At 32.8% G+C, this 24,528-nt stretch carries 22 protein-coding genes; 10 read left to right on the top strand and 12 right to left on the bottom strand.

Annotated features, from left to right (window positions below):
* Positions 1 to 14 precede the first annotated feature (14 nt).
* Positions 15 to 947 carry a radical SAM protein gene (locus J4418_04725; protein ID MBS3113359.1) on the bottom strand — a complete coding sequence of 311 codons (933 nt, stop codon included), beginning with the start codon at positions 945 to 947 and terminating at the stop codon, positions 15 to 17.
* A 67-nt stretch (positions 948 to 1,014) separates the two neighbouring features.
* Here J4418_04725 and J4418_04720 point away from each other — a divergent pair, with 67 nt between their 5' ends.
* Positions 1,015 to 1,230, top strand: coding sequence for a hypothetical protein (locus J4418_04720; GenBank protein MBS3113358.1), 216 nt, complete (start codon positions 1,015 to 1,017; stop codon positions 1,228 to 1,230).
* Between the two features lie 147 nt (positions 1,231 to 1,377).
* Here the strand turns inward: J4418_04720 and J4418_04715 are convergent, their stop codons facing one another.
* Both J4418_04715 and J4418_04710 read right to left on the bottom strand, forming a co-directional pair.
* Complete coding sequence (locus tag J4418_04715; GenBank protein ID MBS3113357.1) at positions 1,378 to 3,846, bottom strand: SMC family ATPase; 2,469 nt, start codon at positions 3,844 to 3,846, stop codon at positions 1,378 to 1,380.
* A 42-nt stretch (positions 3,847 to 3,888) separates the two neighbouring features.
* A complete protein-coding gene (locus tag J4418_04710; GenBank protein ID MBS3113356.1) occupies positions 3,889 to 4,992 on the bottom strand; it encodes a LamG domain-containing protein in 1,104 nt (367 codons plus the stop codon).
* A 94-nt stretch (positions 4,993 to 5,086) separates the two neighbouring features.
* On the opposite strand from J4418_04710, the gene mutS reads away from it, so the two are divergent.
* Positions 5,087 to 7,555 (top strand): DNA mismatch repair protein MutS, encoded by a 2,469-nt coding sequence (gene mutS / locus J4418_04705; protein MBS3113355.1) that lies wholly within the window; start codon positions 5,087 to 5,089, stop codon positions 7,553 to 7,555.
* Here the strand turns inward: mutS and J4418_04700 are convergent.
* Positions 7,552 to 7,785 (bottom strand): hypothetical protein, encoded by a 234-nt coding sequence (locus tag J4418_04700; protein MBS3113354.1) that lies wholly within the window; start codon positions 7,783 to 7,785, stop codon positions 7,552 to 7,554. The genes mutS and J4418_04700 overlap by 4 nt on opposite strands.
* A gap of 420 nt (positions 7,786 to 8,205) precedes the next feature.
* Here J4418_04700 and mutL point away from each other — a divergent pair, with 420 nt between their 5' ends.
* Complete coding sequence (mutL, locus tag J4418_04695; GenBank protein ID MBS3113353.1) at positions 8,206 to 9,921, top strand: DNA mismatch repair endonuclease MutL; 1,716 nt, start codon at positions 8,206 to 8,208, stop codon at positions 9,919 to 9,921.
* Here mutL and J4418_04690 read toward each other — a convergent pair.
* The 7 genes from J4418_04690 to J4418_04660 all read right to left on the bottom strand — a co-directional run bounded on the left by J4418_04690 (position 9,918) and on the right by J4418_04660 (position 16,787).
* On the bottom strand, positions 9,918 to 10,160 hold the full coding sequence (locus J4418_04690; protein MBS3113352.1) for a hypothetical protein: 243 nt from the start codon (positions 10,158 to 10,160) through the stop codon (positions 9,918 to 9,920). The genes mutL and J4418_04690 overlap by 4 nt on opposite strands.
* Before the next feature lie 227 nt (positions 10,161 to 10,387).
* Positions 10,388 to 11,578: a hypothetical protein gene (locus tag J4418_04685; GenBank protein ID MBS3113351.1), complete on the bottom strand. Its 1,191-nt coding sequence runs from the start codon at positions 11,576 to 11,578 to the stop codon at positions 10,388 to 10,390.
* Between the two features lie 322 nt (positions 11,579 to 11,900).
* Entirely contained in the window at positions 11,901 to 13,148 is a 1,248-nt protein-coding gene (locus J4418_04680) for an ABC transporter permease (GenBank protein ID MBS3113350.1), read from the bottom strand.
* A complete protein-coding gene (locus tag J4418_04675) occupies positions 13,145 to 14,371 on the bottom strand; it encodes an ABC transporter permease (GenBank protein MBS3113349.1) in 1,227 nt (408 codons plus the stop codon). Before J4418_04675 ends, J4418_04680 begins: the two co-directional genes overlap by 4 nt.
* Positions 14,372 to 15,052: an ABC transporter ATP-binding protein gene (locus J4418_04670; GenBank protein ID MBS3113348.1), complete on the bottom strand. Its 681-nt coding sequence runs from the start codon at positions 15,050 to 15,052 to the stop codon at positions 14,372 to 14,374.
* A gap of 18 nt (positions 15,053 to 15,070) precedes the next feature.
* Positions 15,071 to 15,400: an ASCH domain-containing protein gene (locus tag J4418_04665; GenBank protein ID MBS3113347.1), complete on the bottom strand. Its 330-nt coding sequence runs from the start codon at positions 15,398 to 15,400 to the stop codon at positions 15,071 to 15,073.
* 28 nt (positions 15,401 to 15,428) lie between these two features.
* Positions 15,429 to 16,787, bottom strand: coding sequence for a PLDc N-terminal domain-containing protein (locus tag J4418_04660; GenBank protein MBS3113346.1), 1,359 nt, complete (start codon positions 16,785 to 16,787; stop codon positions 15,429 to 15,431).
* 561 nt (positions 16,788 to 17,348) lie between these two features.
* Between J4418_04660 and J4418_04655 the strand changes: the two genes are divergently transcribed.
* Positions 17,349 to 18,140 (top strand): hypothetical protein, encoded by a 792-nt coding sequence (locus J4418_04655; protein ID MBS3113345.1) that lies wholly within the window; start codon positions 17,349 to 17,351, stop codon positions 18,138 to 18,140.
* A 2-nt stretch (positions 18,141 to 18,142) separates the two neighbouring features.
* On the opposite strand, the gene J4418_04650 is transcribed toward J4418_04655, so the two are convergent.
* Positions 18,143 to 18,352 carry a hypothetical protein gene (locus J4418_04650; GenBank protein ID MBS3113344.1) on the bottom strand — a complete coding sequence of 70 codons (210 nt, stop codon included), beginning with the start codon at positions 18,350 to 18,352 and terminating at the stop codon, positions 18,143 to 18,145.
* 288 nt (positions 18,353 to 18,640) lie between these two features.
* Between J4418_04650 and J4418_04645 the strand changes: the two genes are divergently transcribed.
* The 6 genes from J4418_04645 (at position 18,641) to J4418_04620 (ending at position 24,458) form a co-directional block, all read left to right on the top strand.
* Positions 18,641 to 20,290 (top strand): M48 family metalloprotease, encoded by a 1,650-nt coding sequence (locus J4418_04645; GenBank protein MBS3113343.1) that lies wholly within the window; start codon positions 18,641 to 18,643, stop codon positions 20,288 to 20,290.
* A gap of 54 nt (positions 20,291 to 20,344) precedes the next feature.
* Positions 20,345 to 20,866 carry a threonylcarbamoyl-AMP synthase gene (locus J4418_04640; GenBank protein ID MBS3113342.1) on the top strand — a complete coding sequence of 174 codons (522 nt, stop codon included), beginning with the start codon at positions 20,345 to 20,347 and terminating at the stop codon, positions 20,864 to 20,866.
* Between the two features lie 96 nt (positions 20,867 to 20,962).
* The gene (locus J4418_04635; GenBank protein ID MBS3113341.1) at positions 20,963 to 21,565 is read left to right on the top strand and encodes a metallophosphoesterase; all 603 of its coding nucleotides are present in this window, start codon (positions 20,963 to 20,965) and stop codon (positions 21,563 to 21,565) included.
* Positions 21,566 to 21,596: 31 nt separating this feature from the next.
* Entirely contained in the window at positions 21,597 to 23,393 is a 1,797-nt protein-coding gene (locus J4418_04630; protein ID MBS3113340.1) for an ATP-dependent Clp protease ATP-binding subunit, read from the top strand.
* 68 nt (positions 23,394 to 23,461) lie between these two features.
* A complete protein-coding gene (locus tag J4418_04625; protein MBS3113339.1) occupies positions 23,462 to 24,016 on the top strand; it encodes a glycosyltransferase in 555 nt (184 codons plus the stop codon).
* Between the two features lie 154 nt (positions 24,017 to 24,170).
* Positions 24,171 to 24,458, top strand: coding sequence for a hypothetical protein (locus tag J4418_04620; GenBank protein MBS3113338.1), 288 nt, complete (start codon positions 24,171 to 24,173; stop codon positions 24,456 to 24,458).
* Positions 24,459 to 24,528 lie beyond the last annotated feature (70 nt).

Below are 24,528 nucleotides of genomic sequence, written 5' to 3'. Positions count from 1 at the left end.
AGCTTATATAAAGCTTACTGCTTCATCCTTTTCAGATACATCTCAAGCTGTTCCTTAACATCCCGTTTCATTTTTTCGGGAATATCTAGTTCAGAAATCTGCGCATCCCAATTAACATCAGGTAATTTAGTCAATGTACTGACAAACTCATGGCCTGCTTCCTTAACTTGCTTTTCAAATGATATTGCATCAGCAGAACCAAATTTTTTAGTTGCCGGAAATTTAGTGATAGCATCAGCTCCAGCTTCCAGTACAGGTAATACATAGTTAACTGTTCTAGGGGTAATGCCCGCGATAATTTGTAAATCCGGAAACGCTTTTCGTGTTTCAGAAATCCACCAAGTATACTCTTCTTCAGTTGGTCCATGACTAAACGGGGTACCAGTTACAGGTTTTAGAGCATAGAAAGTAATCCTGTTAAGTTTATGCTTTTCAATAAATTGTTTTAACAATGAAAAATCTTTGCGAACTTCGCCAAGGCCTATCACAATTGTTATAGATTTTTTCAGGTCGCCTGCATAAGAAAACATTTCTTCATATGGCTGAATTTGTTTATCTGGGCAAATTTTATCGTGTAATTTAGGATTGATGCATTCGATAGATGCAACTATACCTTTAACATAAGGCCTAAACTGGTTCAAGTCTTCTTTAGACAAAACTCCAAGGTTTAACCATATCTTTTTGCCGTATATGGAACTTACTAACCGAGTAATTTCAACTAATTCGGGCATTGGATATATCTTATAACCGCCAGTTAAAAATTCAATACGCCATCTTAAATTCTTTGCAAGCAACGCTTCAACTAATATTGAGCTAAGCGATCTTTTGGCATGTTCTGCATGCGATATACGGCTTTTAATAGTTGCACGGTAACAAAACTGGCAAGTACCAATATCACAGTACCAACTTAAAAATATACATCGTCCAAACCAAACTTTTTTGGTCATAATTATTTCAGAATATAGAATATTTTATAAAGGTAACTGCCCCAAATAATAACAAGTGAACTAAAAAATGCTAACATACCCCATTTTTGAAGGAGTCAGTTTAATGCTTCTGGGAATTTCATTATTGTGGACAGCAATTTGGGAAGGCATTGGTATGTGGAAAGCTGCTAAAAATGGCCAGGTTTATTGGTTTATTATAATGCTTTTGCTTAACACATTAGGGATTTTGCCTATTATATATCTGCTCTGGTTCCAAAAAATACATAGACACAGAAGAAAATGAATCGCTGGTTGCAAGCAATTTCCGTATCACTAATTATTATTTTAGTTATGAATATAGTTTTATTTGCTTTAGGTTTAATTACCCAATTAATGCTATGGTCAGTTATAATTGTTTCAGCTATAGTTTCTTATAAAATCGCTCCAAAAATTAATCACTCACAACACTAACGTGTTCATTCTTAACAATATGCACAACGTGTTCAACAAAACTTTCAATTTTATTTTCGTGAGAAACAATAATTAACTGATTCATTTTCAACTCATCAAATACGTCTTTTAACTTATCTAAATGTTCATGAGAAAATCCATCGGTTGGTTCATCTAATATGATTATATCGTATGTGCCAATACCGCGGTATAATTCATTTACTATTTTATTTAGCGCTAATCTGTAGGCCAAAGCAATAGATGTTTTTTCTCCTCCTGATAAATGTTCATATTCAACATCAAATCCATTTTGACATATTAAAGGGCTGAACTCTTGATCCAAGCTAACAGTTAATAAATCATCTTCGATTAACATATTTAACCATTTTTTAAATAATTCATCAAATAAATTATATACATGTGCCATCATTTGTTGTTCAATTGTCACTGTTAACGGGATAAAACTTTTATTTAGCCAATTAATCATTTGGTTTAATTTGTTCATTTCTTTTGCTTGTTTTTCTTTTTTGTCAATTTCAACAGCTAAAATTTGCAATTGTCTTTCAAGGTCAATTATTCCTTTTTTTTGAGTGGCTTGGTTTGCGATTAACTCTTTCTCAATTGTGTTGATATTTTCGATTTCTTCTTTTAATATCTTAAATTTAATTTCTAAATCTTTATATTTTTCAAGACTCCCTATAAACGTTTTTTTATTAGATTCAAGATCAATAGTTTCCCTTTCAATTTCAGCTAACTGTTCTTGTTGTTTTATTTTTAACACTGCAAGAGTTTCTGAACGTTTTTTCCAATCCAATTTATCTTTTGCAGAAAATTCATACCTTTGCCAAACTTTTAATTCTTGCCTCAGCTTATCTATCTCGTTTTTGATAGTGATTACATCATTCTTTAAAATTTCTTGTAATTTAAAATTATAATCTTGTTTAAAGTTTGTTAACTCATTTAATTGTTCATGTTTGTCTTTAATCTTTGAAGGGTTAAACATTTCAATTTTCAATTTTAACCTAATATATCCTGACTCTTTAACCCCTAAATTTTCTAAAAAATCAGAAATATTGTTAAGTTCAGTTTCAATTATGCTTTTTTCTTGAAAACTTTTGTTTAACCGATCATTTAACACGCTAATTTTATCAGTTTCAGTTGAATGAATCTGATTTTTGTGCATATGTGAAACTTCCTGCAAGCATAATGGGCAGTTATCAAGCCGGGTTATCTTTTCTATGGTTTCTAGAGCAGTGTATTTTTTTAGATTAAATTCCTGAATTTTTTCATTAATTTTAATAAACCTCTGTTCAAGCTCTTTTTGTTTTGTCTGTATTGTGTTTTTACCTGCAATCTCGGTATAAAGTTTATTAAGCTCTAACACGTCAATTTCATACTCTTTAGATTTTAAATTTAATTCATTAATTTCTTTCTCCAATAAAGTTATTGATGCTTGGAACTGTACAAGTTTAATTTTAACTGCATTTTCCTGGTTAATTACGCTATAAACTAAACTTTCTTTATTTTTTAATTCTTTTTCAATTTCTTCTTTTGTATTTAGAGGTTTAACAAGAATCAAAGCATCAATCCGATTTTTTAGCAAGTTTAGCTCTTCTTCAGTATTAATTATATTTGCAAGGATTAAATTTTTATTTTTTATCCGTTCTTCAACTCTAATTTTTACATTTAACAAGCTTTGGTTTAATCCCTGTAATTCTTCTCTTTGTTTTTCAAGCGCATGCATTTCACTTTTTTTTTTTCCCATGTCAAGTTTTATAATATTTATTTTTTTAACCGTGTCTTCCAAAATTTTTTCTGAGCGGTTTAATTCCTGCATATATTGTTCTTTAAACTTTATTTTTTCAGTTAAATCTGTCGTGTTTCCTTCAAACACTTTAACTTTATTGCGCATTTCTTTAAATGCAATCATGCTGTTTTCCCGAATAACCTTGTATTTGCTGAATCCAAACACTTTTCTTAGGACGTCTAACCTTATATCCGGTTCCTCTGTTAAAATTGATTTCATTTCTTCCTGCGGAGTATAGACCGTATAAGTATAAATCAAATTTTTGGATTTATTCAGTAATTCCATCGGATAATTTAAGAGTTCTAACATTTTTGCTTTTAACTCGACAGCAGTCAAATCTTGTTTAACTCCGTTAAGAATGATGTGTCCCGAACTTTGTTCAACTGTTTTATTGTTTTTTTTTAAAACACGTTTAACAATAATTTCTTTATTTGGCAATGAAAAGGCAAGTTCAACCTCCCCCTCTCTTGCGCCTTTGCGCAGCAAGGCAGGTCCTGTCAGATATTTTCGACGTAAACCGAAAAGCGCAAATTCAATCGCCAGAAGTATAGTCGATTTTCCTGCACCGATGTCTCCGGCAAGTAAAGTGGAACCTGCCGGAAAATTAATAATTTCATTCTTATAACTTCGTATGTTTTTCAATTTAAGCGATTTAATTAACATAAGAAAAAACAACATCAAACTACCTTAAAAGGATTATTAGGTTCAAGAATAACTATTGTATAGTGTAGAAACTTCTGAAGGTAATAACGCTTTATCCCAAAATATTACTTCGTCAATTAATCCATGGAATGCATTAGCTCCAGAACCCCATGATCCAATTTCAAGATTATATGGGCTATTGGTTAAAGTAATTCCTCTATCTATAGTACCTTGTAGTATCCCGTTTACATAACTAGACATGTATCGACCGTCATAAGTTACTACAATGTGATGCCAATTAACCGTATCAACAAGAGTTATACCTGGTACTCTAGGTTCCCATTTCGCTGTAGGTTTAGCCGCTTCATAGAGATAGAAAAGAATATATGCCCCATTCCTTCTGATTAGAAATTCGTTGTATTTTGAAATAATTTCATCATATTCACTTAATTCGGAAGGCTTAACCCAAACCGAAATTGAAAATATTTGTCTTGTCAAGCTATCCTCATCTGGAATTGAAATAAAATCATCCCCCTCAAAACTGTATGCTCCGCCCAGAATCCCTTGGTTATCTAGATATATTGGACATTTCGGATCAGTGCATGTCCCTATTATACCATTACCCATATCAATAGTTTTTTCATCCAGGGGGTTATCAAATGAAGAATATAAAACCATTTCACCGGGTGAAGGTATATTTGGGGAATCTAACTCCTCAATAATACTCAATAATTCTCCATTAGCCGTATGCGTGAATGATATTTCATTCCCTGTATAATATTCAATTTCTACAGTAAATTTTTTTTTGTCGCCGGGATTACTATTAATATTACAAAAAGTTGTAATAGTTCCACTTTTCTCATTATCTATGCCGGAAACTGCGCTCAAAGTACTACAAACTTCATTGTTATTTTCATCGATAAGTTTTAAACTGTTTATTGTCAATTTTTTACCTAAATTATTACGAACAATAAACTGTGCTTGTCCATTGCCTACAACATACTGTTCACATTCTAAACCTACTTGGAAAAAACATTTTTCGGGCAATATACTTGTTGGACTTAAAACTCCAAAATATGCTAAAGCTCCTATAACCACAAGAACTACTAAAATCGCCCAACCATAAGTCATCAAGAATTCCATTGCAGCTTGCGCTTTTGGTGCCATCATTATTTTTAATAGTTTTTAATATATAAATTTATCTTAATTACATTTCTAAGTATACAAAAACATATAAATCGTTTCTATGTAGTAAGTTTTCATGGATTATTTAGTTGGGAAAAAATTAACGCCTGCAATGGAACAATTTGTTGAGATGAAAAAGCAATATCCGGATTGCGTTATAATGTTTAGAATGGGTGATTTTTATGAAATGTTTTATGAAGACGCAGAAACTGCCACCAGAGAACTTGAAATTACCCTGACTTCCAGGGGTAAAGGTGAAAGTCGGGCACCACTTGCAGGTATCCCTTATCACGCATTAGACAATTATCTCGGACGTTTTGTTAAAAAGGGTTATAAGGTTGCGATATGCGAACAATTAGAAGATCCGAAGCATGCAAAGGGCATAGTTAAACGCGGAGTTATCAGGGTTGTGACGCCAGGTACGATGGTTGATGCTAATATGCTTGAACCTTCAAATAATAATTACTTAATGTGTTTATACCCTAAAGCGGATAATTTTGGGCTTGCAATTGTTGAACTTTCAACTGGAGAATTCATAGTATCGGAAGTAGACGATGAATCTAAACTTTTTAATGAGATTACAAGGTTTAATCCAGCAGAAATATTAATCCCTGAATCTTTAAAGGTTAACAAAGAACTCCTTAATAAATTAAAAGGCTTTATTAATCCATATAATGACCATTATTTTACCAAAACTATTGCTTATCCTAATCTCTTAAATCATTTTAGTGTAACAACATTACAAGGTTTTGGGATTGAAGATAAAGAGTTAAGTATTTCGGCAGCTGGCGCATTAGTTCATTACTTAAGAAATACACAAAAAACTTCGCTGAAATATATTAATAAGATTAAGTTATATGTTCCTTCATCTCACATGGTGCTTGATTCATCAACTATGCGGAATTTAGAGTTATTAACAAACATTAAAGAGAATTCTGCGCGGGGCAGTTTGTTTTCAGTTTTGAATAAGACTCAGACTGCAATGGGCATCCGGCTTTTAAAAAAGTTTATACTTGAACCGCTAATTGAAAAAAGTTTAATTAACCAACGACTGAACTGCATCAGCGAGCTTTATAACGATACATTGTTACGGGCAGAATTAATTGATATCCTTAAAGACATAAATGATATTGAACGGACTATCAGCAGAGTCATGTACGGAAATGCAAATGCCCGCGATTTGATTTCTTTGCGTAATTCACTTAACCATATCCCCAAAATAAAAGAACTTCTTAGCGGAAAAGAAGGGGAACTTATGCAAAAGATAAAAGAAATGCCCTTACTTAATGAAGCAGTATCATTAATAGAAACGGCAGTCAAAGATGAACCTTCTTTAACATTAAGAGAAGGTAATCTTATCAAGAAAGGTTACAACAATGAACTCGATGAGATTAGGCATTTGGCATATAATACTAAAGATTGGATGGTTTTATTTGAGGAGAAAGAGAGGGCACGCACCGGCATAAGAACATTAAAAGTGGGGTTTAATAAAGTCTTTGGATATTATATCACAATCAGCCATGCAAACATTGGTTCAGTGCCGGCAGATTATATGAGAAAACAGACTTTAGTCAATGCTGAACGTTATATTACTCCTGAATTAAAAGAAAAAGAGGATATAATATTAAGCGCTGAAGAAAGAATTCATTCATTGGAATATGATCTGCTTATGGAAGTTCTTAAAAAAGTTTCGGCGTATTTTGAAGATATCAGTAAAAGCGCTTTAAGAATTGCAGAGCTGGATGTTTTCGTATCTCTGGCAATTGTTGCAGTTGAAAATAATTATACAAAACCTACAATAAATGATGGCGAGGTTATTGAGCTAAAAAATTGCAGGCATCCAGTCGTTGAAACATTGACGGAAAGTTTTGTGCCTAATGATTTTTATTTGACTAATGACAACAGATTGCAGATTATAACTGGGCCTAATATGTCCGGAAAGAGCACAGCAATGCGGCAAGTTGCTCTTGTCCAGTTACTTGCGCAGCTTGGTTCTTTTGTTCCTTGTTCAAAAGCCAATGTTTGCATAGTTGATAGGATTTTTACTCGTGTTGGGGCTTATGATGATTTGACAATGGGACAAAGCACATTCATGGTTGAAATGCTGGAAACGGCAAATATTCTGAATAATGCAACTTCTAAATCCTTAATTATTTTAGATGAGATTGGCAGGGGCACTTCAACTTTTGACGGAATTAGTATTGCATGGGCAGTTGCCGAGTATATACACGATAATATCAAAGCAAAAACATTATTTGCTACGCATTATCACCAGTTAAACCATCTTGCTGAAAAATATTCGTCAATAAAAAATTATAACATTGCAGTTAATGAAACTGATGATGATATTGTTTTTTTAAGAAAATTGATAGAAGGTGGTACTGATAAAAGTTATGGGATACAGGTAGCAAAGTTGGCGGGTGTGCCTGCCGAAATTATTTCTAGAAGTAAGCAGATTATGGGCAAACTTGAAGGTTCTGACAAAATTGTTAAAAATGTGAATAAGAAGGAAGAAGTTCAGGGGGGATTAGTTGACTGGGTTTAAGAGATAGGTTTTCTTTGAAGTTTTACATACTCATATTTTCGTATTGGAATAAACCCATAGCCTGAAGCTTTAAAATTTTCATTAAACTCTTCTACACTAATAATCATAATATACAAAAAATTATATCCTTGCTCCATACCAAAGACATATGCTACATTCTCTTCTTTCGCCCAGGGACCCATGAGATTAATCTTTTCATTATCTGATCTATATATTGTTATTAACTCCATATTAAATTTTAGAAAGTTCAAATATATAAGTTTTGTTACTTTACAGTGTTATCCAGAGTCGTTTCATTCTTAATTAGTATGTTCATGTTTAAATAGGTAAGAGAGTTATTGCAGAATAATATACCTATATAAATTTGGCTTACTTTTCAGAATGAGATAGGTAACATGAGACATGTAACTAAACCGGCAAGAGCTATGCATTTCTATAATATGAAAAGTTTATACCGTAAATAAGGTAATCCTATTATAGGTAATTACAATGAATCTTGAATAGATGATTAAATAACTTAAAAAATTGATAATTAAATAGTTTTAGATTTTAATAATAGTTACTCATTCACAAAAACTCTATCACCTACATTCTACCGCATATATTCTACCACGATAATATTATAAAATACCAATGTTCTCAGGTTTTGTATGGTCATAAGATTATTAGACTCAAATTTGATAAATAAGATAGCAGCTGGTGAAGTGATAGAAGGTCCTGTATCAGTTGTTAAAGAGCTAATTGAGAATTCTTTAGATGCGGGCGCAACTAATATACACATTGAGATTGTTGAAGGCGGCAAATCTTTGATTAAAGTTAAAGATAATGGTCTGGGCATGGGGCCAAGAGACATAGTCTTGTGTGTGGAAAAACATGCAACTTCAAAAATAAAGGATGTTACAGATTTGTTCAATATTAATACATTAGGTTTTCGCGGTGAAGCTCTCGCATCTATTGCATCGGTCTCAAATCTGCGCATTACATCGAGGACTAATGATTTTCTGTATGGAAATTTTATTGAGGTTGAAGATGGGGTTATAAAAGTCAAAAAAGAAGTTTCAAGTACAGTTGGCACAATAATTGAAGTTACAAATTTGTTTTTTAATACGCCCGCAAGGAAAAAATATTTAGAAAACATTTTAAATGAAGCAAAAAAGATAACTGATCTTGTTATCAGGTATGCTTTAATAAATCCTGGCAAATATTTTAGGTTACTTCACAACGGCAATCCCGTGCTTAATTCTCCTGCAGTACGCGATAAATTGGGAAACATATTGAACATATATGGCAAGGATATAGCAAAAGAGTTGATTCCGGTGTTTTATGAAAAGAACGGAATCAAGATAGCTGGCTACACCTCTAAATCTTCTTTAACCCGGGCAGATAAGACACAACAATCTTTTTATGTAAATGGAAGGTATATACAAAGCTCAATCTTATCGCATGCGCTGCATGATGCATACGGCACATTATTATTTTCACACAGGTTTCCAGTAGCAATTTTATCTTTAACAATTGATCCTGCAAAGATTGATGTTAATGTGCATCCGACAAAAAAGGAGATAAGGTTCAGCGATGAAAAATTTGTATCTGAAGTTGTTAATGAGGGCATAAAAGATGCGCTTGAAAGTACGCTGCATATTCCTGAAATAAATGTTAAAGGCGCAACTCAGACAAAATTTGCTGAGGTTGGCACTCTAAAACAAACAGTGGCTGAAAAGTTTAGAGTTGACAGTTTTGCGCAGAGAGTCTTAGAATCAATTACATCCGAAGTTGAAGACGAGAAAATGCCCTCTCTCAAGATACTGGGGCTAGTGCATAACTGTTACATCCTTGCTGAGAATGAGGATGGTTTTTGCATCATTGACCAACACGCTGCAGAGGAGCGGGTCAATTATGAACTTTTTCATGAACAATATGCTTCAGGTTACATAAGAAGCCAACAATTAGTAATTCCCACACATATTGAGTTATCTCCAACAGATGCAATAATCTTACGGGATAATTTGCCAGTTATTAAAAAATTTGGATTTGATGTTGAAGATTTTGGCGGTAATTCTTTCCTTGTAAGGGCAACTCCCGTTATTATGGGTCGGCAAATGGGTAAAGGCACTATACTTGATATGATTGATGAGTTAAATGCTAAACGTGTCAGAAACTTTGAAGACATCAAAGATAGTATTATAGCGAGAATGGCGTGCCGTAAATCTATCAAACAGGGCGACAGAATTGAAGTTGGATATATGCAAAAACTGATGATGAAATTATATCAGTGCGAGAATCCGTTTACCTGCCCGCATGGACGCCCCACTATAATCACTATTACTATATCTGAGCTTGAACGCAAATTTAAGAGAGTGGTTTAAAATCCTAGTCGAATCCTTTCCAAAAAATACTTTCGCAGATAATCCGGCGATGGTTCGTCTTCTAATTTGGTTTGAAAAGCATCTTCATAAAGTCTTGAAATAATTTTAAAATTATGTTCATTATAGGGACAATAAACCATTGTAAAATCTGTTTTTTCTCCAAAATTATTTACGCAATACCTAATTTCATATGGGACCGGCGAATTTATCTGTAATGTTACATTTGATGTTTTTTTCATTTTTCTAAAAATCGGTCTAAATTCATGACCTGATTTAATATTCGTTCAAATGAAACTAGACAATCTAAAGTGTCAAACCATTTGTTTGCGTCAGTCAAATCTTCAGTCTCATATAGCAGTTTAAGAAATTTTTATTAGGTTCGATGTTCCTTTCTATGAGTTTTATTTGGTTTATGTATATCATTATTCACATAGGGTATTCATTATGATTTATATATATTTATTTTTTATGCAGTAGAGTTTGTTGCCGTTGTATTTGTTTCAGGGCAATCAGAATCAGCCTCATAACTACATCCATATGCGCAAAAACCATCTCCGTTTTCACATTCAGTAATATCTAAAAAATGACAGGTTTTTGGTATGCCAAAGCAAACATCATTTGTAAGATCCAATTCATCATCACATTCGCTATCTTCTTCACATTCATTCTGTATATCTCCTTCACCCCAATTTTGGCAAATACCAAACCTTGAACCTGCCTCAAATGAACATATATCTTTTGTTAAAACATTACCATCATCACATTGAACATGTTTTGAACATTTCATTCCTGTAATTGTTTGTTGCGGTGTTGGTTTAGGTTCAATTTTTTTAAGATTTTTAAGAGTTATATCCGCTTTATTGCCTTTTATAGATATTAGATTTATTTCAATATCTTTTATAGTATCATTATTAATATCAATTTGTTTAGTTTCATTGATTGATATTATAACAATTATTGGTTCGGATGTGATTATTACTTCTGCGCTAGTATCATTAATATCTGAAAGTTTAACTATATGCGGCTCTCCGTCAACTTTGAAAATTCCTTCTTCATTTACTTTTAAAGAAAATGAAGACTCTTCAAGTTCAATACATGAAGATTGTATTGTGCTGGGATTTGCGCATGCATCTCCTGCCTCACAATCTATATCGGCGCAACAGGTATAAGATTTACAAACTTTTCCGTCTAAATATTGGCATTCTGTACAAGCGGGTGTTGGCGCAAGACATTCGCCGTTTTCACATATTAAATCCCCATCACATCCTGCATCTTCACAGCAGGTTAATGAAGTTTCATCTTTTTCGAGTTTATTATTGCCGCAAATTGGTTCTGGAAACAGTAATGGGTAAAAGAAATAACCCGATAATAAGATTAATAAAACTCCAAACCCTCCAGCAATAGTCTTTATGTTTATCCATGATGGGGTTATGTTTGAAAGTTTAAATTTTAAGTCCATATAAAATGCAGATGTGCTAAAACCGTGATTAGGTTTTGTTTCATAGCCTGTTTTTTTACCTGTAGCCGCAAGAATGGCGATATCAATATCTTGTTCCTGCCATCCCGAATCCAGCATGCTAGTTTTTATCTGGGCAGTTGTAAAACCTTGGGAAATGTTTTCTTTGACGAGTTGTATTAATCTGTTTTGATCTGCCATTATCTTAAAAATAAATATGTTGTTATTTATAAAATCTGTGTTTCCTACGTTGTCCAGAGTCGTTTCATTGTCAATTAGTACTTCGGATTTAACTATAACTGCAAGAACGTTTTTGATTACATTATACTTCAAATTATATAATAATATACAGACAATAAAATTTCTGGACAGCGCTGTGTTTCCAACAAGTTTATAACTGGCAGTATGAACGGTTCGCAAGGAGCGAAGCTTTTACGGACAGAACTTTCAGTTTTTATGGAACCGAAGTTAACTTTTGATAAACAGATTTTTTATTGTCTGAATGTTTAAATATTATCAACTTTTATTCATACCTAAGCGCCTCAATAGGCGCAAGCTTACTCGCCTGCATTGCAGGGAAAGTGCCAGAAACTGCGCCGATAAATGATGCAAAGAATAATGAACCTAATATTAAAAATCCTGAGAATTGCGGACTAAGTAAATTAGTTTTTAAAATTGACAGCGCAAAATATTCTACTAACTTTGCAAAACCCATACCTATTAAAATTCCTATCAGGCCGCCAGAAAAACCCAGTAACCCGGACTCTATTAAAAACATTAAAAAAATGTCTTCATTGCGGGCGCCAATTGCCTTCATAATTCCGACTTCTTTAGTACGCTCGGTTACAGCAGTGTACATGGTATTCATTATCCCGATACCGCCAACAAATAACGAAATGCCTGCAATACCCACTAAAACTATTTGGATAATGTTAAGTATGTCTGAGACTGCTTTCATAAACTCTTCTGAACTTTGTATCACAAAATCTTCTTGGCCCTCTTTTAGACCCCTAAACTCCCTAAGCTTTTTTTCTATAATGTTAGCAACCGCTGAAGGCTTAAGACTTGGTCTCACTTTTGCGACCATTATACTTACCTGTTCATCAACATTAAACAACTCTTTAAATGTAGCTTCTTCAATGAATATATTTTTGTCATCCTGCGAATTTCCAACCCGCTCATAATATCCAACTATTTTAAAATCCAGGCCATTTATAGTTAATTTATCCCGTATTTTTAGATTGTCTAAAAACACTTTATCTTCAAAAAATGCAATACCTGTATTAATTTTATACTTGTCATTTTTTTTAAGAGTTCTTCCAGTTTTAATATCAAAGTACCACATTTCATTAAAAAGTTCTTGCTTGTCGTCAGTTGGATATGCAATAACCGGCAAAAATAAGGTTTGGTCTTTAAATACTACTTTGGCAGAATCAAAGTACCAATATATTGTATTTTCTACTTGTTTAAGGCGTTTAATAAATTTGTAATCTTTTAAAGTCAAACCACCAGAACTTGCAGACAGGCCCGGTACAACATCGCCCCTATAGCTAATAATTAACTTATCAGCGCCCAGCGCTTCAAACTGTTCTTGGACTGCTAATTTTAAGCCTTCACTTAAACTTACAAGAGCAACAACAGCGGCAATGCCTATAAAGATTCCTATCATGGTTAAAGTAGTACGAAGATAACGCTTTCTTAAACTATTAACCACTAATTCGAGATATTCTAAAATAAGGGCGGTATTAAAATTAAATTTTCTTAAGTTCATTTTCTGTACCTCAAAGCGTCAACTGGCTTAAGCCGTGATGCTCGTACTGCGGGAAACGTGCCTGCAAATGAACCAACGCTAAAAGAAAAAAGTAGTGCGCCAATCATTAAGTAGGTTGGAAATGACGCGTTAAGTAATTGAGTTCCAAAGTAAAGAGTTCCAAAAAATTGAACAGTTAAACTCAATATTACGCCCAATAATAAACCTATAAGTCCGCCGACCAAACCTAACATACCTGATTCAAATAAAAATATTAATAAAACAGTGCTATTCCTCGCTCCAATTGATTTTATGATGCCAATTTCCCCTGTTCTTTCAAGTACAGCAGTATACATTGTATTCATGATACCTATCCCCCCAACAATTAAAGAGATTGAGGCAATTCCCACTAAAATTGCTTGAACAACGAGCAGAATATTACCCAGAGAATCAATAATATCATCTGGAGTTTGTATTGTATAATCTTTTTCCCATTCTTTTAAACCCCTGTCTTGTAAAAATTTTTTGTCTAGTGTTTTGCCTACTGCAACAGAATCAATGCCTTCTGCAACTTTGCCAACTATAATATCCCATTCATCATTAATATCAAGCAAATTTTTCATGTCCTCTTCATTCATCATGACAAATGTTTCTCCAAATGGCTGGCCAGTTCTTTGTAAAAACCCTGCAATCGAAAAACTTTTATCTTTGATTGTTACTTTATCGCCCACTCTCAGTTTTTTCTCAAACAGTTCTTTATTATAAAAATCATAACCCATTACTATTTTACCGCGGTCATTTGCTTTTAACTGCCTGCCGGCAACAGTGCTAACACCGATAAACTCGTTAATTAATTCAACACCCTGGCTAGTTGAAGGTACGCTGATGATCGCCCCAAAAATAATTTTATTTTTAAACCCTATACTTTCAAACCTTAAAAGCCTTCCAATTACAAGTTCAAAACCTTTAGTTTGTTTAACCACTCTTAAATCGCGGTCATTTAATTTATCAACTGTGCCTTGGCCCGGAGGAGCAAACAGTGTTTGAGAATTTTGTACAATAATTTTGTCTGCGCCAAGTGAACTAAACCTTGAAGTGATTGCTTCTTCTAACCCAGTACCGAGGCTTATTAAAGATACGATCGTTGCTATTCCTACAAATATACCTATCATTGTAAGCCAAGTACGTAAAGAATTATGTTTTATATGCCCCCACGTGAATAGCATATAATCACGGAAGTCCATTTAACTTACCGTCCTATCACTTATTATTTCTCCGTCTCGCAAAAATGTAATTCTTTTTGCTTCCTTTGCAACATGTTCATCGTGAGTAACCATGACGATTGTTCGATTTTCCTTTTTGTTTAAATATTTTAAAAAATCCATAACTATCCTGCCTGTTTTTGTATCTAAATTTCCAGTGGGTTCATCGGCAAGTATAACTTCAGGATTATTTGCCAATGATCTTGCAATTGCGACCCTTTGTTGTTCTCCGCCAGACATTTCTGCAGGTTTGTGGTGTAATCTGTGGCCTAACTGTACTAGCTCAAGCAATTTCTTTGCCCGCATTTCACGATTATGTTTATTAATGTTCTGAAAAATCATAGGGAGCATAACATTCTCTATTGCCGATAACGTATTGAGAAGATTGAATTGTTGAAAAATGAAGCCAATTTTTCTGCCCCTCAGCTGGGCCAGATCTGATTCAGATAATTTTGAAATATCTTGCCCGTCTAAAAATACGGTGCCTGTTGTTGGTACATCTAAAGAACCCACCATGTTCATAGAAGTTGATTTGCCTGAACCTGAAGGGCCCATAATAGCGACAAATTCTCCCTGTCTTACTTTTAAATTAATACCTCTAAGCGCTTTAACTTCAACTTTACCCATCGTATAAATTTTCCAGACGTCACGCAATTCGATTATGATTTTAGCCATTATATTTCATTTTTTTGGTTTGAACTTTATTTCAAATAAACTTAATTGACCTTTTATAGGGAATGGCTTAATTGGCCTAATATTTTTTAATAACCATGCATTTGCCCTTGGGTATATTTTACAACATGCAGCTTTTTCATCTTTTTTAAGCATTGGCCTACATTCTATAAGCTCAACAATTGCAAAAGCTTTGCCTGAAATATTAGATTTAGGATTTTGACTGCAACAGAATAAGATATCTCCTCTATAATCTGTTTTCCAAATCCTTGTTTCTATTATTTTCTTCCCCTGTAATACTAAACTCGCGTATGGCTCTTTAAGACATAAAGCTTTCATTATATTTCCCCTACAAATTTAAATAAAATTATATTTCAGATTTTTTTCTCCCAAAAAAGTAATATGCAAGCGCGCCTATTCCGGGAGTCAGAATAACAATTAACCATAATATTCTTTTATATCTTGCCATTTTATTAGTCATCCAGTCAAGTATCATGAAAGTTGTAAACACTATAATTAACATGGCAATCATAGATGAAAATAAGTATGAGCCTATCCCTGGTACATCTGCAAGCCCTAATTTGCCTGCTTCTCGTTTTGAATATATCTTAAAAGGCAACTGGTGCACATCTTCATATTGATTATTGAAGTTATCTTTATATTTTAATACCAGATTAAATGGCACTTCTTTTTTTGTAACGCCATCAACGTGAATTTTGTAATTAATTGTTTCAAAATCGTCGCTCTCTAGGTTTCCAACATAAACTTTTTCAGCGGAAATTATATTATACTCATCATTTGAAGAAGGCAATAACTCTAGAATAGCAAATTTAATATCGGCAGTGCCAACATTGGAAATACTAAATATAACTTCACCAGATTGACCTTCATATAATACTATTAATTCTTCAATATTTATCAAGTATTTAGGGCGTTCATTTACAATTAGGCCTATTTCTACATCTCGGCTATATTCAGTTCCAATATCATCTTCATATGATAAGGCGATAGGGACGTTATAAACTTTAGAAGTTGCATCGCCATCAACAATGATTTTAAAAGTTTCATATATTGTTTCACCCGGTTCAACTCTTGAAATAAATTTTTCATTTGAACTTTCAAAACCGGAGAATGGCATATTTATTGTATCTAGAGTAAGCCAAATGTTGCGCATTCCAAATTTCGCATAGTTTGTTAAACCAATTTTCACATAACCTATCCTGCCTGGTAATAATTCTTCTGGCTCAGTTTTGACTGCATCAATCGTTAAAAATGCCTGGGGTTCTCTAATTCTGACAATAAAATCTTTAAATTGTTTATAGACTCTTGGCTTTGTCATATATCGTAATTTTAATGTTGAATTGCCAGCTGTTGCTTCAGGATTAACTTTTAGTTTATAATATAACAGAACTGCATCTTCCCCCATTTGTCTACCTAACATAGTGCCAATTTTTCTAACGCCATTGTCCCCCGGCAATAATGATAAAGGATAAGAAGGAAGTAATTCAAAAGTAACGTCGTTTTCAGTTGCGCCTTCGTTTTGGATATTGAAACGGACTTCTACAAAATTTCCCGGTTCTACAGGGTCAGGAAGCTGACTAGATAATGTTGCAGCTAAATCACCAGTTGAACCTATTAGGCTGCCGATTGCTCCTGAAACAAGGTTTACAGATATAATTAATAACATTAAATATAAAATTATTTTTGTTATATTTGTCTTTTTCATATTTATCAAATCTTCTTTTTTTATATTTATTAAAATTTATATTAAATAATTTGAAGATTATCTTTAAATAGTTTTCTATGGCATGGCGCTGTCCAGAGTCGTTTCATTGTCAATTAGTATCTTCGGATTTAACTATAACTGCAATGCTGTCATTTCGCTTTATTCCGCAGTTAAAAGTTAAACTTTTAACGACCGTTCTTGGCTGCTTTATGTTTCAAACATCGAAATTCCACTCGTATTAACTCACTTCGTTTCTAACTTACAACAAAGTTATAAGTATTGACAAGTGGTTTCACCACCGATTATTATCTTGGAATTTCGACTGTGCTCAAAATAAATCGACCCGGGTGAAGCGAGCATGCTGTTGGTCCAAAGAATCTTCGATTCTTGGCACAGAAATAGCTTTGCTATTTCTCGTGTATTGACCAACAGTGGTCGATTTCTATTTGACATTATACACTAATATACAGACAATAAAATTTCTGGACAGCATCACTAATACCATTATCTATTCTGAATTAGAGAAATTGTTATAAAGGTTTAGCTCGCAATTAAATCAAAATGAAAGATTTTGATAGTCAAAATTATGATTCTGATGAAGCAGAAGAAAGTTTTGAAGAAAGAGAAGATGAATTTGGTGAACCGGGATTTGGTGAATCTGGATTTGATGAACCGGTTGAAACAAAAGAAAAGGAGATTATTGAAGATCCTGAAATTGATCAAAAAAGTTCTAGATTTGCATTATACACAATATTGTCACTATTTTTTATTTTAGGACTTATATTTAGCATCAATTACTTTAGAGATACAAAATTTATTGAAATATTCACCCCGTCCGGCAACGTAGTAAGGGCTAGTGATGAAAGTTACATTTTTAATGGTTACGAGTTTACTTCTATTGATGGTAATTGGTACACAGATGTATTTAATAAACAAATGAATACTCTATTTAATGTAGGGTTTCAATATGATCCAGATTCTGTAAGAGATGTTAAAATTCAAGGCAGGTTATCTAAAAAGTTTTTAAGCTCAGATGTTTATTATGTAACATTTAATCCAAATAATGAAAATTTAAAATATACTGCTTTGGCAAGCGGGGAGTTGCAATTGTCAATGGCCAGAGCAATGCGTCTGCCTTTAAAAGCAGCGTGCACTGAAAATCACATTGCATGCGTAAATGTTCCGCTTATTACTTGTAATAATACTGATAAACCAGTATTTTTCATAGATGAAGCAGGTGAAGAACCTCAAGTTATATTTGATGATAATTGTGTAACTATAACTGGCAAAGATGAAAATTTGGTTAAAGCTGTTGACAGGCTACTGTTTTTCTGGTATGGAATTATGGTTTAGATTCATCTGGGAAAATCGCCTTGATAAAGGCCAGTGATATCTTTTTCAAATTTTTCTCTAAGCTTACCGCCCTCTCTACAAATGTCATAAGGACATTTATTTAAGTATTGTGGCAAAGGGGTCTGGAACCAAGTAATCAGTGTTTTTTCACTTGCTAAACATAGCAGTTTTTCTGATAAATCTTTTCCTGCAACTTGCTTTATACTTTCCAATTCTTCTAAATCTGTTATAGCGAGTGTGCTAAATATTCAAACAATTAAAGTTATCAAAATGCAAAATATCAAGCACACTTGCTTATTACGAAAAGCATTCAAATGTACAATAATTTAATGCTTTGAGTATAGTGCATTTGTCAGCACAGCAACCTCTGGTTGCATTAAACTAAACATGAGCACACAAACCGACGTTAACTTTGGTTTGTCGCTTCACAAAGCTAAAGTATTACGTTTTATTAACAATTCTTCGATAACTTTAAATAAACCCCTGATTAAGATTGAACAATGGCAAAATTAAAGTTACAATTTGCATCGTTATTAACCCTCGGAATTTTATCAGGGTTTGTATTTTCAATAGTTCTTGCTGTTGCGTATTATGGTAGCTTTATTTCTGCTCCTGCGCTTATTATTTTTACGGTTTTGATTAACTTTATTATTTGGTTAGTTAGTCCATGGTTTAGTGATTTAATAAATAAATGGTTCTACAAGACTAAATTTTATACTCATGAAGAATTAAAATCAGAATCATGGATGAAAATTGTTGAAAAGATTTGTGATAAATATGATATAAAGGTTCCAAAGATTGGTATTATTGATGATTTAAATCCGACTGCTTTTACTTATGGCTCTGCAGCTTATAATGCTAGAATTGTTCTTACTAAAGGTATATTTAAATTTCTGAACGAGAAAGAAGTTGAAGCTGTAATTGCCCATGAACTTGGACATATTATCAATAGAGATTTTATTATAATGACAATTGCTTCTACCTTATTACAATTACTTTATCAATTTTATGTAATCTTTGCAAGATCAAGAATGATGACTTCAAACTATGTTGGTAAAAAGGGTGAAGAAAAAAAAGGCGATCCATTCATATTTTTAGGATTAGTTTCATTTGTATTTTATTTTGTTGGAACTTATTTGTTAATGTTTTTAAGTAGAACGAGAGAATATTATGCAGACGAGTTCTCTGCAAAAGAAACACGTGACCCTAATTCGTTATCATCAGCGCTTATCAAAATTGCATATGGTATTGCAACTGTGCCAGACACCGCATCAATGAGCGGATTACTTGAAAGCACAAGAGCGCAAGGAATTTTTGATGTTAAAACTTCCAAAGAGATTGGTTTAATACATTCAAATGTTAAAGATGACAAAAGTAAACTTGAAAAGTCACTATTGTTTGATTTAGTTAACCCATGGGCGTGGTTAAGAGAATTAAAATCTACGCATCCATTGGTAGGAAAAAGGATTGATGCATTATGTAAATTAACAAACAACCCTGCATATGATTTTGATAATATTAAAAACATTTCATATAGTAAAAAAAGAATGTGGGGAGGGTTTGGTAAAGACATTTTAATTACGTATCTGCCATCATTAACATTTTTAATTTTCTTATTATTGATACCGATTGGTTTTGTAAATAGAACTTATTTATTTGTAAACATTTTCATATTGTTTGTAGTGCTCATCTTTGAATATAGGACAAAATTATTTTATAAATATCCACTGCATGGGGGTTTTGAAAAAAAACATATCATTGATTGTATGTCTGACATTTATGCGTCACCTGTTCGCGGTACACCCATTGCATTAGAAGGCGAAGCAATTGGTAGGGCCCAGGCAGGGTACATGTTCAGCGAAGATATGATGTTTCAAGATAAGACTGGATTTATTTATCTGAACTATGAAAGTGGGATACCGCTATTAGGAAATTTATTTTTTGCGTGGAAAAAGGTTGAAAAATTACTTGGTTTGCATGCCGATGTAAATGGATGGTTTTTAAGAAGTAATACGCATCATTTAGAACTTTATAATTTCAGTGTAGATGGACAAGAAATTCAGAGTTATAATAGAATGTGGACTATGATTGGCTATGGATTTAGTGCATTATTCTTAACAGGAGCATTTGGTTTCTTACTATTTTTGTAATAGCCGTTAGTTAAAGAGCAATGTTTATTAAACAAGTTATAATTCTTAAGTATTATGAAAATAATAACATTAGAAACAATTGAACGGGGAGCAATATTTATTTATCCCACGGATACTATTTACGGGATAGGATGCAATGCTCTTAATTCTAAAGCAGTAATTCGATTAAGAAAAATCAAAGAGCAATACGATAGACCGGTTTCAATAATTGCCCCTTCTAAAAAATGGATAATGGAAAATTGCGAGGTTAATGAAGGTGCTTTATCTAAACTGCCCGGACCTTACACTTTAATTGTGAAACTTAAAACAAAAGTGATTGCCAAAGAAGTTAATCTTGGTTCTGGAACAGTCGGAGTAAGAATGCCTAACCATTGGATAACTAGACAAGTTGCTAAATTTGGTTTTCCGATAGTGACAACCTCAGTTAATAAAACAGGTAACCAGTTTATGACATCCTTTGATAACTTGGATGCAGAGATTGCTAAGAAAGTGGATTTTATAGTATATGACGGGAAAAAAGAGGGTCATCCTTCCACAATTATTAATTTAATCAATCATGAAATTCTTAAAAGATAGCAACTTATATAAAGCAATGATTTTGCCTTAATATTAGGGGGATTTTAGCTTTGGAAATAAATATTATCTAATTTTCCAAAATCTAGAATAATTATAATGAAAATATTAGCATTTGGAGATTTACACGGAGACAGTAAACTAGCAGAGAAATTAGCGGATAGAGCTGAACAAGAAAACGTTGACTTAGTTGTAATGTGCGGGGATATTACATATGCCGAAACTTCTATCGAGAATTTAATAGGTCCATTTATTAAAAAAAATAAAAAAGTTATACTTATTCCGGGAAATCATGAAACTTTAGCAACCGCCGAATTTCTTGCAAGACAGTATGGCGCAACTAATCTGCATGGTTATTCAATCAAGCATGAAAATGTAGGATTATTTGGTTGCGGTGGAGCGACAAATGTTGGGCCTGCGCCAATATTAACTGAAAATGAAATGTTTTATTTATTAAAAGCAGGACATGAACGGATTAAAGATATGAAAAAGAGAATCATGATAACGCACATGCACGCGGCAGATTCTAAAGCTGAATTTTCGGGGTTTAAAGGCAGCAAAGGAATTAAAAAAGCAATAAATGAGCTTAAACCGGACTTATTACTTTGCGGACACATACATGAAGCATCAGGCCTTGAAGAACAAATTGGTAATACCAAAGTTATTAATGTGAGCAAAGAAGGCAGAATTATCGAGCTTTAAATATATAAATATCATACGCCATAATATTATTATGACCTTGGAAAATAATATCAATAAAGCGCATTTTGATCTGATTCTTAAAAGTTATGATAAAGATAACCCTTTAATTAGCTTACAAGATTCCATACACCAGATAGGCTACCCTGATAAATATACAACGTTTTTATTGCTTTCAATTTTATCTGAATGGGCATATTTGGGAGAATTTAATGAACAGTATTTTAATGAGTTAAGAGATGAACCTAGTCCTTCATTTAAAAAGTTATTACATTTATCTTCGGGAGAATTTTATAAATCAGTTGCAGAATTTTTGGGGAGTGAAGATAAACTTAAAATTAATTATATACACCATTTTGCGCCAAAACTGACCGTTAATGAATTAACAAAAATTAATAATTTAGGTTCAGACTTTGAAAAAGGGAATTTATCTTTGGGTTCTTATATCACTAAATTAATACAGTTGGATAATTTTGGGCAAGATGAAAATAAAAAAGAGTATAAAAGAGCTTTAAATGCTGCTGAAATATGGCTAAGTAAAAATAGCGGAATATCCGCATTATTTTTAGATTATGCTTTAATAAGGCTGTATAGTTTAAACTGTGATATTAATTATATAACTGGAAGTAAGCTTGAAAAAAAGAATACGAAATTAAGAAAAAAAATATTAAATCTTGCAAAAAATAGTGTTCCGGCCATTGATCCTGAAGGCATGTATTTATCTAATGAGACATATGTATTATTTGATGATAGTGAAGATAGTGAAGAAAATTTGCCTGCTAAGGTTCCTAAACCTCGCATTTTATGCGGAAAAGAAGAAGATGATGATGAAGAGAAATCTAAATTTGATCTTGAAAAAGCTAAATCCGAATATAAGAGCAAATTACCTTTATTAAAAAGAGAACTCTTTAAAAGAATATTTGGGCAAGATGAAAGTTTAGAACGAATTATTAATTCTTTAAGAAGTAAAGATTTCGGGATTAAAAACTCTGAAAGAGCCCAGGGCTTTGTTATGCATGGACCTACCGGTGTTGGGAAAACTGAAACTGCCCTGGCATTGCAAGAAATATTGTTCGGAGATCAGCCATTATTAAGAATTGATTGCACTGAATTGAATGAACAACATAGTTTATCTAAATTAATTGGGTCACCTCCAGGTTATGTTGGGCATGATGAAGGAGGAAGATTAGCTAACTATGTTAGAGAATATGGGATGGGTGTTGTTTTATTCGATGAAATTGAAAAAGCTAACGATGGTATTATCAAATTTTTATTAACATTACTTGATACTGGAAGTATGGTTGACAATAAACAGCAAAGTTATGATATTTCACATTTGCTTATTTTATTAACAAGCAATATTGGGAATGATTCATTAACTTTGGGTAAAAGAGCCATTGGTTATAGTGCAGATCAAAAAAGCAATACCCGAAGATTGAAAGAAGAAGCTAAAAATTTAAGGTTTGATTCTCCATTTAAAGGGAGAGCAACGTTTTTAGAGTATAATACTTTGAATGATAAAGCAATCGAAAAGATTCTTGAAAGAGAATTTGGTTTAATAAGCGCAAGGGTTTACAACCAAAAAAACTATATTCTTGAAATAAGCGACAATGCAAAAAAAGAGATATTAATTGAATGTCAAACTCCAGAATATGGAGCAAGGGAAATAAGAAGAAAACTTGAGTTTTATCTTGAAAAATGGATAGAAGAATTGGATAATGGCGTACCCGCGCCAGTTGAAAGTACTTTATTTATGGGATATAATGATGGTAAATTTGATTATAATCTCATAAAACCAAAATTTAAAACAGGTACACCCATTTTATTATAGAGATGTTGTTCTTTATAATGTAATCTCCAAAAAGTATATAAAACTCAGATACTTTATTTATTAAGGATATGTCAATTTCAATTTGTATGTTAACAAAAAATGATGGTGATACGATTAGGGCAAGTTTAGAAAGTGTTAAACATATTGCTCATGAGATTGTTGTTGTTGATACCGGTTCAAGGGACAAAACTTTAGAAGAAGTTGGACGATTTGAAAAAGAGAATAATGTGTCATGCAAAGTAATTCATCATGTGTGGGACAATAATTTTTCTAAAGCGCGTAATAAAGCTTTGAAAAATGCAACGTGTCACTGGATCTTTATGATGGAACCTTATGAGAAAATTAAAAAAGCGGATATAAATAAGATTAAAGCGTTCACAACAGATTCCAGGTATATCGGTTATTATGTGCAAAAGGGTGTGCATGAAACCAATCCAGATTATGAAACACTTGAACATCTCAATAAAAATTCTATAAAATTTAAACAGCATATCTTTATTCCGGAATTGAGACTTTTTCAAAATAATTCAATGATTAAATATGACGGCGTTATTTTTGAAAGCGTTGAAAGGTCGCTTCATGCTCTCGGAACTAGTTTTAAGAGCAATATTCGGCTGGGTTAATTTTATAATTTTTTCACTACTCTAAATTTTGTACACTTCCAGCAAATATAATCGCAAATTATCTTCGGAGATATGAAATTCGGCGGAATTCTTTCAGAATTTCTTGCCATGTATTGTAGACTTTCACCTAATTTTATTATGTTTTGGAAAATGAATCGCGATTAAAGAGAAAATCTTTGTAGGAATTCCTTCTAAAATAGTAGGAAAAGAGTTTGCCAATTTCTTCAAAAAACTAACCTCGAAAAAAGAAGAGGTAATTAATGTTTCGCATTATTTGAAACAACCATTTTATGAAATAAAAAATGTGGCGATTGGTTTACCATTCAGAATAAAAAATACAGAAGTTCTTGGAATTAAACAAATTCAATTAAATGAAATTGAAAAAAAGAAATTAGTTGAGAGTGTTAAAAAAATTAAGGACAACTTATCGAGCTTAAATTAACTTCTTCGCAAAATATGTTTTTTTCTAATCCCGGCTTTGCAAGCTCTATTGGGTAAATTAAGAATACAAA

Source organism: Candidatus Woesearchaeota archaeon (genome assembly GCA_018303425.1).
GTDB lineage: Archaea > Nanobdellota > Nanobdellia > Woesearchaeales > JAGVYF01 > JAGVYF01.
The sequence above is the reverse complement of the archived record's forward strand: the minus strand, read 5'-3'. Positions and strand labels throughout refer to the sequence as shown.

Excerpts from the sequence above, each read along its gene's own strand:
- J4418_04665 (MBS3113347.1), bottom strand. The coding sequence starts at position 15,400 with ATGAAAGCTTTATGTCTTAAAGAGCCATACGCGAGTTTAGTATTACAG.
- J4418_04680 (MBS3113350.1), bottom strand. The coding sequence starts at position 13,148 with ATGAACTTAAGAAAATTTAATTTTAATACCGCCCTTATTTTAGAATAT.
- J4418_04625 (MBS3113339.1), top strand. The coding sequence starts at position 23,462 with ATGTCAATTTCAATTTGTATGTTAACAAAAAATGATGGTGATACGATT.
- J4418_04725 (MBS3113359.1), bottom strand. The coding sequence starts at position 947 with ATGACCAAAAAAGTTTGGTTTGGACGATGTATATTTTTAAGTTGGTAC.
- J4418_04630 (MBS3113340.1), top strand. The coding sequence starts at position 21,597 with ATGACCTTGGAAAATAATATCAATAAAGCGCATTTTGATCTGATTCTT.
- J4418_04675 (MBS3113349.1), bottom strand. The coding sequence starts at position 14,371 with ATGGACTTCCGTGATTATATGCTATTCACGTGGGGGCATATAAAACAT.
- J4418_04645 (MBS3113343.1), top strand. The coding sequence starts at position 18,641 with ATGGCAAAATTAAAGTTACAATTTGCATCGTTATTAACCCTCGGAATT.
- J4418_04690 (MBS3113352.1), bottom strand. The coding sequence starts at position 10,160 with ATGAAAAAAACATCAAATGTAACATTACAGATAAATTCGCCGGTCCCA.
- J4418_04715 (MBS3113357.1), bottom strand. The coding sequence starts at position 3,846 with ATGTTAATTAAATCGCTTAAATTGAAAAACATACGAAGTTATAAGAAT.
- J4418_04640 (MBS3113342.1), top strand. The coding sequence starts at position 20,345 with ATGAAAATAATAACATTAGAAACAATTGAACGGGGAGCAATATTTATT.
- J4418_04655 (MBS3113345.1), top strand. The coding sequence starts at position 17,349 with ATGAAAGATTTTGATAGTCAAAATTATGATTCTGATGAAGCAGAAGAA.
- J4418_04720 (MBS3113358.1), top strand. The coding sequence starts at position 1,015 with ATGCTAACATACCCCATTTTTGAAGGAGTCAGTTTAATGCTTCTGGGA.
- J4418_04685 (MBS3113351.1), bottom strand. The coding sequence starts at position 11,578 with ATGGCAGATCAAAACAGATTAATACAACTCGTCAAAGAAAACATTTCC.
- J4418_04635 (MBS3113341.1), top strand. The coding sequence starts at position 20,963 with ATGAAAATATTAGCATTTGGAGATTTACACGGAGACAGTAAACTAGCA.
- J4418_04660 (MBS3113346.1), bottom strand. The coding sequence starts at position 16,787 with ATGAAAAAGACAAATATAACAAAAATAATTTTATATTTAATGTTATTA.
- J4418_04700 (MBS3113354.1), bottom strand. The coding sequence starts at position 7,785 with ATGGAGTTAATAACAATATATAGATCAGATAATGAAAAGATTAATCTC.
- J4418_04710 (MBS3113356.1), bottom strand. The coding sequence starts at position 4,992 with ATGGCACCAAAAGCGCAAGCTGCAATGGAATTCTTGATGACTTATGGT.
- mutS (MBS3113355.1), top strand. The coding sequence starts at position 5,087 with ATGGATTATTTAGTTGGGAAAAAATTAACGCCTGCAATGGAACAATTT.
- mutL (MBS3113353.1), top strand. The coding sequence starts at position 8,206 with ATGGTCATAAGATTATTAGACTCAAATTTGATAAATAAGATAGCAGCT.